We start from the raw sequence: 16,047 nt of genomic DNA, 5'->3' as shown, positions 1-16,047 counted from the left end.
TCGCCCCGCTGCGCAGGACCGACGGTGTGCGGGAGGGCGACGTCCCGTCGGACGCCTGCGCCGTGGTGACAGGCGCGCTCACCGGCGTGCCAAGTACGCCTGGAACGCGCGGTGCAGCGCGTGGTTGGCCGTGCCGTCCAACGGTCTCTCCCATTCCCCCAGCGTCTCGACGACGTCACCTCCGGTGCCGAGTTTCCAGCGCAGGAGCCCGTGGGAACGGTCGTCGGGATCGAGGGTCGAGGGTACCCCGCGCATGTCGTAGACGTCGGCGCCCAGTGCCTGGGCGCCGAGCAGCATGCGCCACTGCAGCAGGTTGGAGGGGCGCACCTCACGGCGGTGGCCGGCGGAGGCACCCGTCTGGTACCAGACCCGGCGGCCGACATGCACCATGGTGTGTGCGGCCAGGACCTCGCCGTCGTGGCGGGCGAGCCAGAGCCTCATCCGGCCGGGCTCCTCCGCGTTGAGCGCCGCGTACTGGCGCTCGTAGTACTCCAGCGATCTGCCGAGCCGGAAGCCGTCGCGCTCCTCGGTGACGCGCAGCAGCCGGTAGAACTCGGGCAGGTCCGCCGCGCCACCGGTCACGACCTCGACCCCCGACTTCTCGGCACGGCGGATGTTGCGCCGCCATTCCTGGCTGAGCCCGGCCCACAGGTCGTCCGGTCCGCGCCCGGCGAGCGGCACCTGGAAGACGTGGCGCGGCTGCGCGTCGCCGTCCTCCTCGCCCCCGCACCTCTGCCATCCCCGGGCACGCAGCCGTTCCGCGACCGCTGCGCCCAAGGGATCGACCTGGCTCGCGAGGACGTCCGGAAGCCTCCGGCCCGGTCCCGTCCCCGACTTGACCCGGTTCGCGCTCCAGCGGCGGTACGCCGGCGAGGGCCCTATCCGTACGGCGAAGGCGCCCGCCGCACGCAGATGCCGCAGCAGCGGCCGGAGCCAGCCGTCGATGCCGGGATCCGCCCAGTCGACGACCGGACCCTCCGGGAGGTAGGCGAAGTACTTGCGTGTGCCCGGCAGGGGGCGCAGCAGGACGAGAGCCGCACCGGTCAGCCTTCCGGACTCCGGATCGGGCCCCCAGCCCAGGAGCTGCGCGCGCCAGCCCTCCTTGACCTGCGCCCAGGACGGGCACTGCAGGAAACCGGGCCCCAACTCCGCCCCCTCGCCCGACGCCAGGAACGCGCGGTACACGGCCGGGGTGACCGTCCCCAGTGACATCTCCTGGCCGCGGCCGGCCGTCACGAGCAATGCTGACACGGTGTGCGCCTCTCTCCGAGCGGGATACCGGTGATGCTCACAGCCGTCCGTGACCGCTCCGCGGGCCGGATGTGACCGGACGGCGACCGTTGCCCTACGGTCGCCGTCACATGGCCACATCGCCGCTCACCTGCGGTTCCTCCGTCCTACAGTCGCTGCCGTATCCACCTGACGACCCTGGACGGAGGCTCAGTTGAGCCATATACGTGTGCGCATCGCGGCGGTCGCGGTGCTCCTGGCACCTCTTGCCGCCTGCTCGCCGGGACCCGGGCCCGACGCGGTGGCCCGGACCACCGGCCACGATGCTGAGGCGGGGCCACGCGACCGCCCGGCGGGCGTGAGCGTGGCCCCCGAGGGCCGAGGGGCCCGCGCCGGCGGGAGGGTGAAGGTCACAGCGACGGGGGGCACGCTCACCTCGGTCACCGTCGCCGACGGTGACGGCCGCGCGCTGACCGGAACGTTCTCCGCGGACCGGGCGAGCTGGACCTCCCGGCGGAAGACCGCACCGGGCAGCTCGTACACCGTGACGGCCGCCACCACCACCGAGGCCGGTACGAAGGGCTCGGACCGCTCCGTCTTCTCCACGGGCGCGGCCGACAAGGTCAACAAGGTGGACTGGAGGCCGGGCACCGGAACGACGGTCGGCGTCGCCCAGCCGGTCTCCCTCGTCTTCGACCACCCCGTCACCGACAGGGCCGAGGTCGAGAGGCAGCTGAAGATCACCACCTCGCAGCGGACCGAGGGTTCCTGGGCCTGGATGACGGACTGGTCGGGCCGGGACCGGGTCGACTGGCGGCCCAGGGAGTACTGGAAGCCCGGTACGAAGGTCACCCTGGACGCGGAACTGAAGGGCACCGACTCCGGCGACGGCGGCTGGTTCGTCCGCGACTACACGACGACCTTCACCGTCGGCGCGCGCCAGATCACCGAGGTCGACCTCGACCGCAAGGTGCTGACCTTCGAACGGGACGGCAGGACGGTCCGCACCCTACCGGTCTCCGGTGGCACACCCGGCGGCGACAAGCGGTCCTGGAAGGGGACCGCGGTGCTGATGGCCAAGGAGGGCACGATCAACATGAACTCGGAGACCGTGGGCCTCGGCGACGCGTACGACAAGATGGTCGACCACTCGATGCGCCTCACCTGGTCCGGCATGTACGCGCACGCCGCGCCGTGGAACCAACGGTGGTTCGGCAGGGCCAACATGAGCTCCGGCTGTATCGGCATGAGTGACGCCGACGCCGCCTGGCTCTACGGCCGGGTCCGCCCCGGCGACCCTTTCGAGATCAAGGGCCGCGACACCAAGGGCACCGTCGCTCCGGGCAACGGATTCGGTGACTGGAACGTGTCGTGGGAGCGGTGGCGGTCGATGAGTGCGCTGCGCTGAGTGGCGGTCGATGACTGCGCCGCGCCGGCCACGTCGTGCGGCAGCCTGCCGGGCCTGCGGCGGTGGAGCCGGGAGAACGGTCGTGCGTCCACCGCGTCCGACATCCTGGACGCTCCTGGACACGGGCGCTGACGACCGGACGTCCTGGAGGACCGCCGCCGGGGAGGCGGAGGGACGCCCACGGCCTCACGGCCTGGACGGCTGCATCGTCTCCGAGCCGATGATCGTAAGCTGGCCCCGGTCGGCGCGGCGGCGAGCGTCGCCCCTGCGGGCCGGCGGCCGGGGCCGGCCCGCGACGGCCGGACGCACACGATTCATCAGCAAGGAAGTCCATGCAGGGAGTTCTCACCGGCTTCGCGGTGATCGCCGTCGTCATAGGCGTCGGCTACGTCCTCGGCCGCCGCGGACACCTGGGGGACGACGGCCGCACGGTCCTCACCCGGCTCGCCTTCAACGTGGCGACCCCCGCGCTCCTCTTCACCACGCTGGCGCGAGCCGACCTGTCGGTCATCTTCTCCGAGCGTCTCCTGGTCACGGCGGCGGCCACCGCCGCCACAGCCGCCGTCTTCCTCACCGTCGGTCTCCTCAGAGGCTGGGGTGCCGGACGGCTCACGATCGGCGCGCTGTGTTCCAGCTACGTCAACGCCGGCAACCTCGGCATCCCGATCGCCGTCTACGTGCTGGGCGACGCCTCGCTCGTCGCCCCCGTGCTGCTCTTCCAGCAGATCGTCGTCACCCCGCTGGCCCTGACCGTCCTCGACCTGAACAGGCCCGGCGAGCCCCGCCCCCTCCGGCAGCGCCTGACCACGCCGCTCCGCAACCCGATGGCCGTCGGCTCGCTGTCGGGCGTCGCGGTGGCGGCCGGCGGGTGGACCGTCCCCGCGCCCGCCTTCGAACCGCTCACGCTCATCGGGAACATGTCCGTCCCCGCCGTACTGCTGGCCTTCGGGATCTCGCTGCGCGGGAGCGGCATGCCCGCCCGCGGGGACGACCGGCCCGCCGTCATCCTGTCCGCGGCCCTCAAGACGACCGTTCAGCCGCTCATCGCGGTGGCCGTGGGGGCGGGCGCCTTCCATCTGCGCGGCGCGGCTCTCCTCGACGTCGTCGTGATCTCGGCCCTGCCCGCCGCCCAGAACCTCTTCACCTACGCCAGCCAGTACCGGGTCGCCGAACAACTCGCCCGGGAGTCCATACTCCTGTCCACCATGGCCTCCGTTCCGGTCCTGATCTCCATCGCCGCCGTCCTGGGATGAACGGGGCCCGGCCTCGCGCCGGGTGAGGGCGCGGACCGCTGCCCTCTACACCCGTTCATGCGGATCCCGCAGCCGTTCAGGAGTACGCGCCGGCCGGACCAGGTGAGCCGCATACGGTCGGGCGCATGCCAGACACTTCTGACGCCACGTCACAGCCGGTCCCACCGTCCCGGCGCGGGGTGCTGCGCGCGGCGGCCGTCGTCGGCGGAGCCCTCGGCGTCCCCGGCGGGGCGCTCGCGGCAGGAACGCCGTCCGCCGCGGCGACGCCGGCCGTCACCCCCTCGCCCGCTCCCGAACTGCCCTCCGGGCTGGAGCCGTACCGCACGCCCTACACCAACTGGGTTGGTGAGATCACCCATCACGGGCTCTGGGCCTGTGCTCCCCGCGACGGCCAGGATCTCGCGGACCTCGCCAACTGGGCGCACCGCAGGGGCTGGCGGCTGCGGGCCCGGGGCAAGGCGCACACCTGGTCGCCCCTCACCATCACCGGCCCGGCCGAGTCCGATCAGCGCGTGCTGCTGCTGGACACGACCGAGCACCTGACCCGCATGGAGCTGGTCGATCCGCCCGCCGGCGCTCCCGGCGCCGTACGCGCACAGACGGGGGTGACCCTGGAGGCGCTGACGGCCTTCCTCGCCGGTCACGGGCTGGGTGTCACCAACACCCCCGCTCCGGGGGAACTGACGCTCGGCGGCACCCTGGCCATCGACGCCCATGGCACCAGCGTGCCCGCGGTGGGGGAGGCCCCGCGTCCGGGCCACTCCTACGGAACCCTGAGCAACCTCGTCCTGTCGGTCACCGCCGTCGTCTGGGACGCCGCCCGTTCCGCCTACGTCGTACGCACCTTCCACCGGGGCTCCGACGAGGAGTGCGAGGCCCTGGCCGCGCACCTCGGCCGGGGCCTCGTCGTCGAGGCGGTGCTCCAGGCCGGGGAGGAGACCCCCCTTCGCTGCCGCAGCCGGACCGACCTCACCAGCGACGAACTGTTCGCCGCTCCGGGCAGCGCACTGGCACGCCGGGGGAACACCTTCGCCGACTTCCTCGACCGGACCGGGCGGGTGGAGGCCATCTGGTTCGCGTTCACGGACAGGCCGTGGCTGAAGGTGTGGAGTCTCAGCCCGGAGCGGCCCCTCACGGCGAGGGAGGTGCACCATCCGTACAACTATCCTTTCAGCGACTCCCTGCCGACGCCGGTCGCCCGGCTGGCCGGGCGCATGCTGGGGGAGGCGGCCTGGTACCTCGCCCCGGCCTTCGGCGCCGCCCAGTACACGGTGGCGGCGACGGGGCTGACCGCCACCCTGGCCACCGATCTGTGGGGCCCCGCGCACACCCTGCAGTTCTATCTGCGCCCGACGACCCTGCGGGAGACCGCGAACGGCTACGCCGTCCTGACCCGGCGCGCGGATGTGCAGCGCGTCATCTCGGAGTTCGCGGCCCACTACAGCGAGCAGCTGAAGTCGCGGGCGGCACGGGGCGAGTTCCCCGTCAACGGGCAGGTCGAGATCCGGGTGGGCGGGCTGGACCGCCCCGAGGAGTCGGCTGCCCCCGGTGCCCGGCCTCCCCTGCTCTCCGTCGTGCGACCGCCCGCGGACCGGCCGGAGTTCGACTGCGCGGTGTGGATCGATGTGCTGACCCAGCCGACGACGCCCGGGGCCCACGCGTTCTACCGCGATCTGGAGCGCTTCCTCCTCGCCACATTCGACGGGGAGTACGCCCTGACACGCGTCGAGTGGTCGAAGGGATGGGCGTACACCGGCACCGAGGCATGGGCGGACGAGGAGGTCATCGGGACCACGGTCCCGGCTTCGTACGGCCCGGGGCGGTGGACGGAGGCGGTGGGCGTGCTGGACCGCCTCGACCCCCACGGCGTCTTCGGCAACGCCTTCACCGACCGGCTGGTCCGCGCCTGAGGGGCCGCGCCCAGGTCCGTTCCCCGTACGGCGCGTCCGGTGGCAGCGCGCCGAGTTCCACGGTGCTCGGAGGGGGACGGACCGGCAGGTCAGGAAGAGGACCGGCCCCGCGGTGAGCGGGGCCGGTCCCTTTGGTGGCGGGGACACTCACACCTGGCGGTGGAGCAGGAACCCGAGCAGCACCTCGATCTCGTGGGCCGCCCGCGGGGCGAGGGGCACGCTCCGCAGACAGGCGCGGGCGGCATCGAGGTGGTGGCGGGCCTCGTCCAGGGTGGCTGCGCGGCCGCCGCACGACTCGACGAGCGCTGCGGCTCGGGCCGCGCCCGCGTCGTCGAGGGGGAGGGGGGAACGCAGAAGCGCGGCGAGCTCCCCGGAGCGTGGGCCGTCCCCGGCGAGGGCGGCCAGCACGGGACAGGTCTTCTTCCGCTGCCGCAGATCGCTGTACACGGGCTTGCCGGTCACCGCCGGGTCGCCCCAGATGCCGAGCAGGTCGTCGACGGCCTGGAAGGCCACCCCGAGGTGACGGCCCGCCAGGTCCAGGGCGGCGACGGTGCGGGCGGGCGCCCCGCCCAGCAGCCCGCCGAGTGCGGCGGCGCAGCCCAGCAGGGTGCCGGTCTTGAGCTCCGCCATGGCGCGGTACTCGTCGGTCCGGACGGCGTCCGCCCCCGTCCAGGGGCGGGCGGAGAAGAGCAGGTCCTCCGCCTGACCGCGTACGAGGCCGTTCAGCGTCTCGGACAGCCGGCCGACGGCCGCGCCGGTGTGCGGTGCCGGTGTCTCGGCGAGGATCTGCACCGCGAGCGCGAACAGTGCGTCTCCCGCGAGCACGGCGGGCCCGGTGCCGTACGCCTTCCACACGGTCTCCCGCTGCCGCCGCGTCCCGTCCCCGTCCATGATGTCGTCGTGCATCAGCGAGAAGGTGTGGATCAGCTCGACGGCCACCGCGCCCGCGGCGGCCTTCTCCCCGGGCGCCCCCACCGCCTCGGCGCACAGGACGGCCAGGGCCTGGCGCACCCCCTTGCCCTCGTGCGACCCGTCGGCGGGCGTCCCTCCGACACCGCACCAGCCGAGTGAGAACGCAGCCATCTCGCCGTGCCAGGGGTGGAGCCGGGATATCGCCGCGGACAGGGAGGGGCGCACCAGGTCACGGCAGCGCGCGAGTATGCGGGGCGCGGTGATCCGGGACGCGGCCTTCCCGCCGGGGGAGGTGTGCCGTACGGGCCCGGCGTCGTACGCGGGTCCCGCCGGCGCGGTCGCGGGGGAGGTCATCGCGTCACCGCCTCCTCGACGCGGTGGCCGGAGCCGGGCAGCGGGCCCACGCCCAGCTCGACCGTCGCCTTGTCCACCATGTCCCGTGCATGCCGCAGACCGATCCGGTCCAGGGTCCGGCGGAGTTCGGCCAGCTCCACGACGGTCTCCGCCGGGTTCCGTCCGAGCCGGGCCAGCGACTTCGCGAGCCCCAGCCGGGAGAGCGCGGTCCCCCGTGGTTCGTTCATCTCGCGGAACTCCCCGAGTGCCTGCGCGTAGGAGTCCCGTGCCTGCGGGTACTGCCCCGCACGGTAGTGCACATTGCCCCGCATCTTGTGGTTGTAGGCCAGGGCACTGGACAACTTCATCTCGCGGCAGGCGGATTCGGCCTCGGTGAGCAGGGCGAGCGCGCGCTCCACGTCACCGTCCCGTACGGAGACGACGTCGGCTATGCCGCGCAGCGCCCAGGCCCGCCCCCTGCGGTCGTCGGCCCGGCCCGCGGTCTCGGCCGCCTCCTCGAAGAGGGCGAGCGCCCTGTCGTACGAGCCGGTGTTCCGATGCATCTGGGCGATGCCTTCCAGCGCCCAGACCGTGTGCCTGGCCTCGCCCCGCCGGCGGGCCTCGGCGAGCAGTTGTTCGTGCAGTTCACCGACGGCCTGGTAGTCGCCCTGGATGCGCCCGGTCTCCGCGAGGCCCGCCAGCGAGTAACCGCGCACCACCACGTCGCCCCCGCGCTCGCCCAGTTCGGCCGCGAGCCCGAGCAGCCGGTACGCCAGTGCCAGCGAGCCGCGCTGGCGGGCGAGCGTGCCGCCGCTCCAGAGCGCCCAGGCCATCGCTCCGACGTCCTGCGCCTCACGGGCCGCGCGGTAGCTCGCCTTCCAGGCGGCGTCGGCTTCCGCCACTCGCCCCAGGCGCCGGCACGCCTCGGCCACCGCCAGCCCGCAGCGGGCCATCTCCCCGTGCTGACCTGCGCGTTCGGCGGCGCGCAACTCCTCGACGCCCTTCGCCAGTACCTCGGTGAGGGAGGAGTTCACCGACAGCGAGCCGAGCGCCCCCTGGTACTCCGGTGCGAACGCCTTCTCCTTCGGCCGATGCTGCTGAGTCATCCGTGCCACCCGCTCACTGTCTCGCCTGTCTTCGGAAACATCCCGGCGGTGGTCGGCCGCCGTCCTTGATCAAGACGGTAGGAGCGGGACGGGGTTCCCGAATCCCTCTGTACGCCGGTCATGGGTGGTACCTGAGTGCCATGCGAGGCGCCCTCCGTAGTCAGCGGGAGGGATGCCGCCCCGCGCGCGGGGCGGGGGCCGCACGTCCCGGGAGCGGTGGCCCACCGGTCCTGCCGCACCGATCCGCCTTCGGCCGAGGCCAGTTCGACCACCCCGCGGCCCGGTGCGCGGGGAGGGACATCCGGGTAGAGTCGCCGACAGTCAGGCAAAGAGAGCCTTACCTAAGTTCGAGGAGACCCGGTGACCAATCCTTTCGAGGACGAGAACGGCACCTACCTGGTGCTCGTCAACGACGAGGGGCAGTACTCGCTCTGGCCCGCGTTCGCCGAGGTGCCGGGCGGCTGGACGGTGGCCCACCCGGAGGACACCCGCCAGGCCTGCCTCGACCACGTGGAGCGGAACTGGACCGACCTGCGGCCCAGGAGCCTGGTGCAGAGCATGACCGCCGACCCGGCCTGAAGCCTCCGGGGCGCTTTCGTGCACCTCGCGCGTGACCGCCCCGGACCCGTACCGGACGCGACCGGTCACGCCGGCCGCGTCCGGATGCTCTCAGCCAGGGGGCCGGGCGATCCGCACGCGGCTGCTCCCGCCGTCGGACAGGAACCCCGCGAGCCCGGTCCCTTCCTCCGCGACGGCCTCGCGGTCGGCCCGCGACAGCCCGTGCAGCGGCCTCACCACCACGGTGCCGTCGTCCGTGCTCCAGGTCGCGGCGACCCGGCCGTCGACCAGCACCACACGCTCACCGGCGACCGAGAGCCCCCGGTGGGCGTCGTCGATGATCCGGCCCCGGTCGTGATAGCCGAGGATCGCGTTGTCGAAGGCCGGCAGGAACCGCACGGGTGCGGGAGTGCCGGGGTCGGGACGCGGTGCGCCGGGGAGGTCGAGCAGTTCCCGGCCGCGCTCGTCCCGGAAGGACACCAGCTCCTCCCGCAGCGCCGACACCGCCGCGGGGAGGCCGGACAGGCCGCACCACGCACGCAGATCGGCCGACGCCGCAGGCCCGAAGGCGGCCAGGTAGCGACGCACCAGCGCCCGGCCCACCGGGTCCGACGCGTCGGTGGGCGCGGGGTCGACGTCCCGGCCCAGCCAGGAGGAGAGCAGGACGTTCCGGACCCCTCCCTTGGTGCGCCACAGTCCCCTGGGCGGCGCCTGCACCACCGGTACGAGCGCGGCGAGCACCATCTCGCCCAGGGCCCGCCGCCCCGGCGCCGGGTGACGGCCGGCGAGGGCGTCGACGACCTCGGCGGGCGTACGCGCCGCTCCGTCGGCCAGCAGCGCCCGTCCCGCCGCCGCGAGTTCGCCGAGATCGGTACCGTCGAACTCGTGCCTGTAGACCCCGAGCACCCGTTGGCGCAGCATGGCGTCGTGGCGGCCACGCCAGGCGACGGCGTCGTCGGCGGTGACGAGGTGGACGGTGCGCCGCATGAGGTGCATGCGCACCGCACCGCGCCCGGTCAGCAGCTCTGACAGGGACGCCGGTTCGAACTGCCCCAGCCGTGACCAGAGCCCGACGTACGGCTCCTGCGGCTCCTGCGCCTGGAGGCCGCAGAGATGGCCTACGGCGGCCTGCGCCGGGAGCGCGGCGCGGTCGAGCAGCAACTGCCGCGCCAGCGTCGCGCGGTTGAGGGCACGGGTGTCCAGTACGGTCATCGCGTCACCGCCGGGCCCGGACTCCCGGGGCGGTGCCCCGGGGATCGCTTCTTCATCGTGGGTCTCTCTCCTCGGGGCCGTCCAGGTGTGCGAGCGTGAGGTGACAAGGGATCAGGTCGCCCTTTGCCCGTCGAGCGTCTCCCTCAGGATGTCCGCGTGACCGGCGTGCTGCGCCGTCTCGGCGACGAGGTGCGTCAGGACCCGGCGCACGCTGCGCACGGCTCCCGGTTCGTTCCAGGGTGCCTCCGGGAGCGGGTGGGCCGCGGAGAGGTCGGGGACACCGGCGACGACCTCCTCGGTCCGGGCGGCGACCTCCTCGTAGTGCCGCAGGACCCCGTCCAGGGTCTCGCCGGGCAGCATCCGGAACTCGTTCGCGTGGTCGGTCATCCACTGAGGGATCCGGCGTGCGGTACCGGCGGCGAGATCGGCCCAGGTCACCCCGTCGGGCAGGTCGTGACGCATGCCCGACGGACCCTCGACCACGAAGCGCATCCATCCGGCCTCGGTGGACGCCACATGCTTGACCAGGCCGCCGGGACAGAGCGTGCTGACCGTCGGGGATGCGGCGGCCTGCTCGTCGCTGAGCCCGCGCACCGCCTTCGTGAGTGCCGCCCGGGCGGCCGCGAGCGCGGCGAGCAGATCGGCCCGCTCGCCGTCGAGGGGCGTGGAGGGGGTGGTCATCCTGATCAGTCCTTCTGGTCGTTCCCGGTGGCGTGCAGGATCACCGTCGCAGGAGAAGAGGTCAGGAGCCGTCCGCCTCTCCGGGCGATACTGAGCACCATGCCGAAGACCTCCGCGCGACTGCTCTCGCTCCTCTCCCTCCTCCAGTCGCGCAGGGACTGGCCTGGGCAGCTGCTGGCGGAGCGGTTGGAGGTCAGCCCCCGCACCGTGCGCCGTGACGTGGACCGCCTGCGGGAGCTCGGCTACCCCGTGGTGGCCGCCAAGGGCCCGTACGGGGGGTACCGGCTCGATGCCGGCGCGGAGCTGCCGCCGCTGCTGTTCGACGACGACCAGGCCGTCGCCCTCGCCGTCGCGCTCCGGACGGCGGCCGCCACCGGTGCCGGGATCGAGGAAGCGGCGGAACGCGCCCTGAGCACCGTCCGGCAGGTCATGCCCGCACGGCTGCGCCATCGCGTCGACGCCCTCCACGTCACCGCGGTCGGGCGGGCGGGGACGCGGCCGGAGCCGCAGGCCGACCCCCGGGTCCTCGTGGCGCTCGGTACGGCCGTCCACGCCCGCGAGGTGCTGCGCTTCGACTACTCCCCGGCATCCCCGGAGGCCGGCGCCGGGCAGGCCGCGGGACCGCCGCGCCGGGTCCAGCCGCACCACCTCGTCACCTGGGGCGGGCGCTGGTATCTCGTCGCCTGGGACCTGGAGCGGGAGGACTGGCGCACCTTCCGCGCCGACCGGATCACCCCGCGCACCCCCACCGGGCCGCGCTTCACCCCGCGTGACGTGCCCGGCGGGAACGTGGCGGCCTTCGTGGCCGGCAGATTCCGGGGATCCGGCGACGACGGCGAATGGCCCTGCCTCGGCGAGGTCGTCCTCGATCTGCCGGCCGCCGTCGTGTCCGTCCACGCCGGCGACGGGTTCGTCGAAGCGCTCGGCCCCGACCGCTGCCGGCTCGTCCTGGGGGCATGGTCCTGGCCCGGTCTGGCCGCCAGCCTCGGCAGGTTCGACGCCGGCATCCAGGTCGTCGGACCGCCCGAGCTCAGGCACGCCTTCGCCCACCTGGCCCGTCGCTTCGCCGACGCCGCCGAGCGGTGACCGGGCGTCATCCGCCGTACGGACCCGGGCCGGGCACGCGGAGAGCCGGGACAGCCGCTGCGGTCAGGACTCCCCGGCGGTCGCGGTCTCCCGGGCCGGGCCCGCCACCACAGGCTCGTCGCGCCGGGACCGGTGGGACATCCACGCGGCGACCAGGGCGCCCGAGATGTTGTGCCACACGGAGAACACCGCGGCCGGCAGGGCGGCCAGCGGGCTGAAGTGGGCCGTCGCCAGCGAGGCGGCCAGCCCCGAGTTCTGCATGCCGACCTCGAAGGCCATGGCGCGGCTCGCGGGCCGGCCGAGCCCCGAGACCTTGCCCGCGCCGTAGCCGAGGGCCAGTCCGAGGCCGTTGTGCAGCACGACGGCGATCAGCACGGTCACGGCGGCCGACTTGATGGCACCGGCACTCCCCGCCACGACGGCACAGACGATCGCGGCGATGGCCAGCGACGACAGCCAGGGCATGAAGCCCAGCACACGGTCGACGAACCTGCCCGCCACCAGCCGCACCACCAGGCCCCCGAGGACCGGCAGCAGAACGGTCTTCAGGATGTCCGTGATCATCGAGCCCGCGTCCACCGGCAGGTACGCCCCGGCGAGCAGCAGGGTGAGCGGCGGGGTCACCAGAGGGGCGACCAGGGTGGAGACGGTCGCGACGGAGACCGACAGCGCCACGTCACCGCGGGCGAGGAACGTCACCACGTTCGACGCCGTGCCGCTCGGCGCACAGCCGACCAGGATGAGTCCGGCCGCCAGCTGCGGCGGCAGACCGAGCAGATGGGCGATCGCCCAGCCCAGTCCCGGCATGATCACGTAGTGCGCGACGAGGCCGATCGCCACCGCCCACGGGCGCTTCGCCACACCCCGGAAGTCGAGCGGGGTCATCGTCAGGCCCATGCAGAACATGACGACGCCCAGCAGGTACGGGACCGACTCCGTCCAGCCGTCGAACGTGCCCGGGGTGACGAGGCCGGCCACACCCGCCACGAGCACAAGGACGGGGAACACCGTGACGGCGCGCCTCGCGGCCTTGTCTTCGGAACGCGGCTGATCAGGGGTTATCTCTTCGTTCTGCACAGGCGCGATCAGACGCCGCGGGCAGGGGCATCCGCAAGCGAGTCCCAGGATGCGGACACGCTGTCCAGGATGCGTGCAGGCCGGGATCGTCGCGACGGGGTCACAGACGCAGTTCACGCCCCTGCCAGCGCCTCCGCAGCCAGCGGTCGTGACCGGCCAGCACGATCGCTCCCGGACCCGCGCCCATGGCCGCCTCCAACTCGTCGCAGAGCCGCGGCGACAGATGGTTCGTCGGCTCGTCGAGCAGCAGCAGCTCGGGCGGGTGCGCCACCAGGAGCGCGAGGGCGAGCCGGCGGCGCTGGCCGACGGAGAGGCGCCCGACCGGCTTGCCCAGATCCGTGTCGCTCATCAGGCCCAGTGAACTCAGCGGTACGGATTCCGCGCGCTCGGCACCGAGCGTCCGCACGTAGGTGTCCCGGACGGTGCGGTCCGGCCGGTCGAACACGGTGTCCTGCGTCAGCAGTCCCACCGAGACCCCGCCCCTGCGCCGCACGTCGCCGTCCGCGGCGAGACGGCCGGCGAGCACCGCCAGCAGCGTCGACTTCCCCGACCCGTTCCCACCCGTCACGAGCAGGCGGTCGGCCGCCGTCACGTCGAGCCGGTCGACGGCGAGCCGGCCGGGCACCCGCACACGGCGCAGCGAGACGAGGATCCCCTCCGCCGACGGCCCGCCGAGCACGGTGCGGCGGAAACGCAGCGGCCGAGGCGGCTCCGCCGTCCGGTTCCGCTCCAGGTCGCCCAGTCTGCGGGCGGCGTTGCGCACCCGCCGTGAGATCTGGCTCTGCACCCGCCCGGCCCGGAGCCCGTAACCCATCTTCTCGGTGTCACGCGGCCCGCGGTCCGGGGCGACCCGGTGGGTCGTCGTGCCGATGGACCGGCGCAGGGCCTCCAGTTCCTCCTGCTCCTCGGCGAAGCGCCGCTCCCAGCGCTCCCGCTCGGCGCGCTTCTCGGCCTGGTAGGCGGTGTAGTTGCCGCCGTACCGCACCGGGCCGTCCACGGCGGGGTCGAGGTCGATCAGATCGGTGCACACGGCGTCGAGGAACGCCCGGTCGTGGCTGGCCACGACCACGGCGCCGGGCAGGCCGCGGACCTGCTCCTCCACGAACGCGGCGGCTTCGTCGTCGAGGTGGTTGGTCGGCTCGTCCAGCAGCAGCGCGGACGGCCTCCGGATCAGCAGGGAGGCCAGGGCCAGACGGCCGCGCTGACCGCCGGACAGGGAACCGAGCGGCCGGCCGGGATCTGCCGCGCCCAGCCCGACGCCGTCGAGCACCATCGCGGCGCGCCGGTCGGCGTCCCACGCCTCCTGTTCCTGGGCGGCCTCCAGCCGTCGGCCGTAGGCGTCGAGGAGCGCGGCGTGACGGGGGGAGTCCTCCCGGGTGCCGGAGAGCTCCACGGAGAGACGTTCGAGCCCGGCGAGCGTGTCGCGCACCTCGCTCAGGGCTTCGTCCAGCACGTCGGCGATCGTGGCCGCGGAGTCGAACGGCATCTCCTGGTGCAGGAACCCCAGATCGGCGGGGCGCGTGATGCTCCCCGCGTCGGGTTCGTCCACCCCGGCGAGCAGACGCAGCAGCGTCGACTTACCGACGCCGTTCTCCCCGATCAGGCCGATGCGGTGGCCGGGGGACGCGGTGAGGGAGAAGCCGTCGACCACACGTCCGCTGCCGAAGGAGCGGACGACGTCGTGTGCGAGCAGGGGCGCCGAGGCGTCGGACATGGGTGTGACCTCGTGAGACACGTGGGCGGACGGACTTCCGCCCGGGACGGACAGGGGAGAGGGGGGCGACGTGCGGCATCGCGGCCACGGTGCTGTCGCGCACGGGCCGGGGGCCGGTCACATCCGGGTGTCACCCGGAGATGTCGTCGTCTCCCACCATGTCCGTCTCCTCACCGAGAGATCAGTGTCGGGGAGGGACCCTAGCAGCCGCCGTCCCCGGGATCCCGTAGTTCCCACGGGCCAGGGTCAGGGGGGCGGGGCTCGTGAGTTCCCACGGGCCAGGGTCAGGGGGCGGGGCCGAGGCTCGTGCCCGTCAGGAACCGTGCTCCGGGGCCGGATCGCGGCCGGATCGCGGCCGCCGGGGATGCGGAGGGCCGGGACTGCGGGCAGCGTGGGGGAGTGTCGCAGTTGCTGAGAACCCGGTGGATCCCCGTAGGCCTCATCGTGCTGGCCGTGGTGGTCGACCTCGCCACGCCGCACGACGTGACGTCCGCGCCGCTGCTCATGGCCGCTCCCGTGGCCGCCGCACCCCTCCTTGGGGGTGCGCGGAATCGTCGGCGTGGGCATCACCGCGATGATCGTCCACGCCTTCCTCGCGCGGGTCGACGGGACCTTCGGCTGGCGTGCGGGTGTGGCCAACCAGATCACCCTCGCGGCCGTCACCGCGCTCGCCGTCCTGATCCACCGCACGCTGCGCCGACAGGACGCCCGTGCCCGCCGCGCGCAGCACGTCGCGGCCGTCGCCCAGCGCGCCGTGCTGCCCAGACCCCCGTCACGTCTGGGTTCCCTGCACATCGACGCCCGGTACGTGCCCGCCGAGAGCGAGGCGCTCATCGGCGGGGACCTGTACGTGGTGCAGAGCACCCCGTACGGAATCCGGGTGATGGTCGGCGACGTACGGGGGAAGGGGCTCGGGGCGGTCAGCGCCGTCAGCGCCGACCTGGGCGCCTTCCGGTACGCGGCGGACGAGGCCGAGGACCTGGCGCAACTGGTGGCCCGGCTGGAGCGTGCCCTCCTGCGCGAGGGCGGCCGACGCGGCGGCCAGCAGCAGGAGGAGGGCTTCACGACGGCCCTCATCGCGGAGTTCTCGACGGACCTGGAGACCGTGCGCCTGGTCAACCGGGGCCATCCGCCCCCCGTGCTGATCGACGCGCGGGGCGGCGCCACGCTCCTCGGCGCATCCGAGGAGGCACCCCCGCTGGGGTTGAGCGACCTGGGCGCCTGGTCGGCCCCGGTCGACAGCTTCGCGTTCCCCGCCGGCTCCACCCTGCTCTGCTACACCGACGGCGTCACCGAGTCCCGGAACGCCGCCGGACGCTTCTACGACCCCGTCGCCCGCCTCCCGCTCGTGCTCGGCAGGCGGCTGCGCACGGGCGCCCGCGTCACGCCCGGCCAGATCCTGGACCTGCTGATCCACGACGTCCACCGCCATGCCGACGGCAGGCCCCAGGACGACCAGGCCATGCTGGCCCTGCACCGCTTCCGTGACGGGCACGGGCCCGCCCCGGCCGTGCCCCCGGCATGACCCGGGCGACACGATCGGACTGATGTTCCCCCGCCGGGGGAG

The 16,047-nt window shown here is 73.7% G+C and carries 12 protein-coding genes and 1 pseudogene; 6 read left to right on the top strand and 7 right to left on the bottom strand.

Translation table 11 applies throughout. From position 1 onward, the window contains the following. Positions 1-78 precede the first annotated feature (78 nt). On the bottom strand, positions 79-1,251 hold the full coding sequence (locus ACFC51_RS12655) for a lipid II:glycine glycyltransferase FemX (protein WP_376371628.1): 1,173 nt from the start codon (positions 1,249-1,251) through the stop codon (positions 79-81). Positions 1,252-1,444: 193 nt separating this feature from the next. On the opposite strand from ACFC51_RS12655, the gene ACFC51_RS12650 reads away from it, so the two are divergent. The 3 genes from ACFC51_RS12650 to ACFC51_RS12640 all read left to right on the top strand — a co-directional run bounded on the left by ACFC51_RS12650 (position 1,445) and on the right by ACFC51_RS12640 (position 5,801). Further along, complete coding sequence (locus tag ACFC51_RS12650) at positions 1,445-2,638, top strand: Ig-like domain-containing protein (protein ID WP_376528445.1); 1,194 nt, start codon at positions 1,445-1,447, stop codon at positions 2,636-2,638. 332 nt (positions 2,639-2,970) lie between these two features. Continuing rightward, positions 2,971-3,891, top strand: a complete 921-nt coding sequence (locus ACFC51_RS12645; protein WP_376528444.1) for an AEC family transporter — start codon at positions 2,971-2,973, stop codon at positions 3,889-3,891. Positions 3,892-4,016: 125 nt separating this feature from the next. Next, complete coding sequence (locus ACFC51_RS12640; protein ID WP_376528443.1) at positions 4,017-5,801, top strand: cholesterol oxidase substrate-binding domain-containing protein; 1,785 nt, start codon at positions 4,017-4,019, stop codon at positions 5,799-5,801. 147 nt (positions 5,802-5,948) lie between these two features. Here ACFC51_RS12640 and ACFC51_RS12635 read toward each other — a convergent pair whose 3' ends face one another. Further along, positions 5,949-7,067, bottom strand: a complete 1,119-nt coding sequence (locus tag ACFC51_RS12635; RefSeq protein WP_376528441.1) for a polyprenyl synthetase family protein — start codon at positions 7,065-7,067, stop codon at positions 5,949-5,951. Further along, the gene (locus ACFC51_RS12630) at positions 7,064-8,152 is read right to left on the bottom strand and encodes a tetratricopeptide repeat protein (protein WP_376371643.1); all 1,089 of its coding nucleotides are present in this window, start codon (positions 8,150-8,152) and stop codon (positions 7,064-7,066) included. Before ACFC51_RS12630 ends, ACFC51_RS12635 begins: the two co-directional genes overlap by 4 nt. 360 nt (positions 8,153-8,512) lie before the next feature. Between ACFC51_RS12630 and ACFC51_RS12625 the strand changes: the two genes are divergently transcribed. Next, the gene (locus tag ACFC51_RS12625; protein ID WP_376371645.1) at positions 8,513-8,731 is read left to right on the top strand and encodes an MbtH family protein; all 219 of its coding nucleotides are present in this window, start codon (positions 8,513-8,515) and stop codon (positions 8,729-8,731) included. A gap of 90 nt (positions 8,732-8,821) precedes the next feature. Here the strand turns inward: ACFC51_RS12625 and ACFC51_RS12620 are convergent, their stop codons facing one another. Together ACFC51_RS12620 and ACFC51_RS12615 are read right to left on the bottom strand one after the other, a co-directional pair. Continuing rightward, entirely contained in the window at positions 8,822-9,922 is a 1,101-nt protein-coding gene (locus tag ACFC51_RS12620; protein ID WP_376371648.1) for a winged helix DNA-binding domain-containing protein, read from the bottom strand. A 111-nt stretch (positions 9,923-10,033) separates the two neighbouring features. Then, entirely contained in the window at positions 10,034-10,612 is a 579-nt protein-coding gene (locus ACFC51_RS12615; RefSeq protein WP_376371670.1) for a DinB family protein, read from the bottom strand. Positions 10,613-10,702: 90 nt separating this feature from the next. Here ACFC51_RS12615 and ACFC51_RS12610 point away from each other — a divergent pair, with 90 nt between their 5' ends. Beyond that, positions 10,703-11,689, top strand: coding sequence for a helix-turn-helix transcriptional regulator (locus ACFC51_RS12610; RefSeq protein WP_376528438.1), 987 nt, complete (start codon positions 10,703-10,705; stop codon positions 11,687-11,689). A gap of 63 nt (positions 11,690-11,752) precedes the next feature. Here the strand turns inward: ACFC51_RS12610 and ACFC51_RS12605 are convergent, their stop codons facing one another. Then, positions 11,753-12,766, bottom strand: a complete 1,014-nt coding sequence (locus tag ACFC51_RS12605) for a bile acid:sodium symporter family protein (RefSeq protein ID WP_376528436.1) — start codon at positions 12,764-12,766, stop codon at positions 11,753-11,755. 100 nt (positions 12,767-12,866) lie between these two features. Then, entirely contained in the window at positions 12,867-14,480 is a 1,614-nt protein-coding gene (locus tag ACFC51_RS12600; protein WP_376528434.1) for an ABC-F family ATP-binding cassette domain-containing protein, read from the bottom strand. Between the two features lie 399 nt (positions 14,481-14,879). Here ACFC51_RS12600 and ACFC51_RS12595 point away from each other — a divergent pair. Next, positions 14,880-16,005 (top strand): annotated as a pseudogene (locus ACFC51_RS12595) (PP2C family protein-serine/threonine phosphatase). Positions 16,006-16,047 lie beyond the last annotated feature (42 nt).

This window comes from Streptomyces sp. NPDC055962, from assembly GCF_042270185.1.
GTDB lineage: Bacteria > Actinomycetota > Actinomycetes > Streptomycetales > Streptomycetaceae > Streptomyces.
Note: the sequence above shows the minus strand (reverse complement) of the source record. Positions and strands in the feature narration are given on the sequence as shown.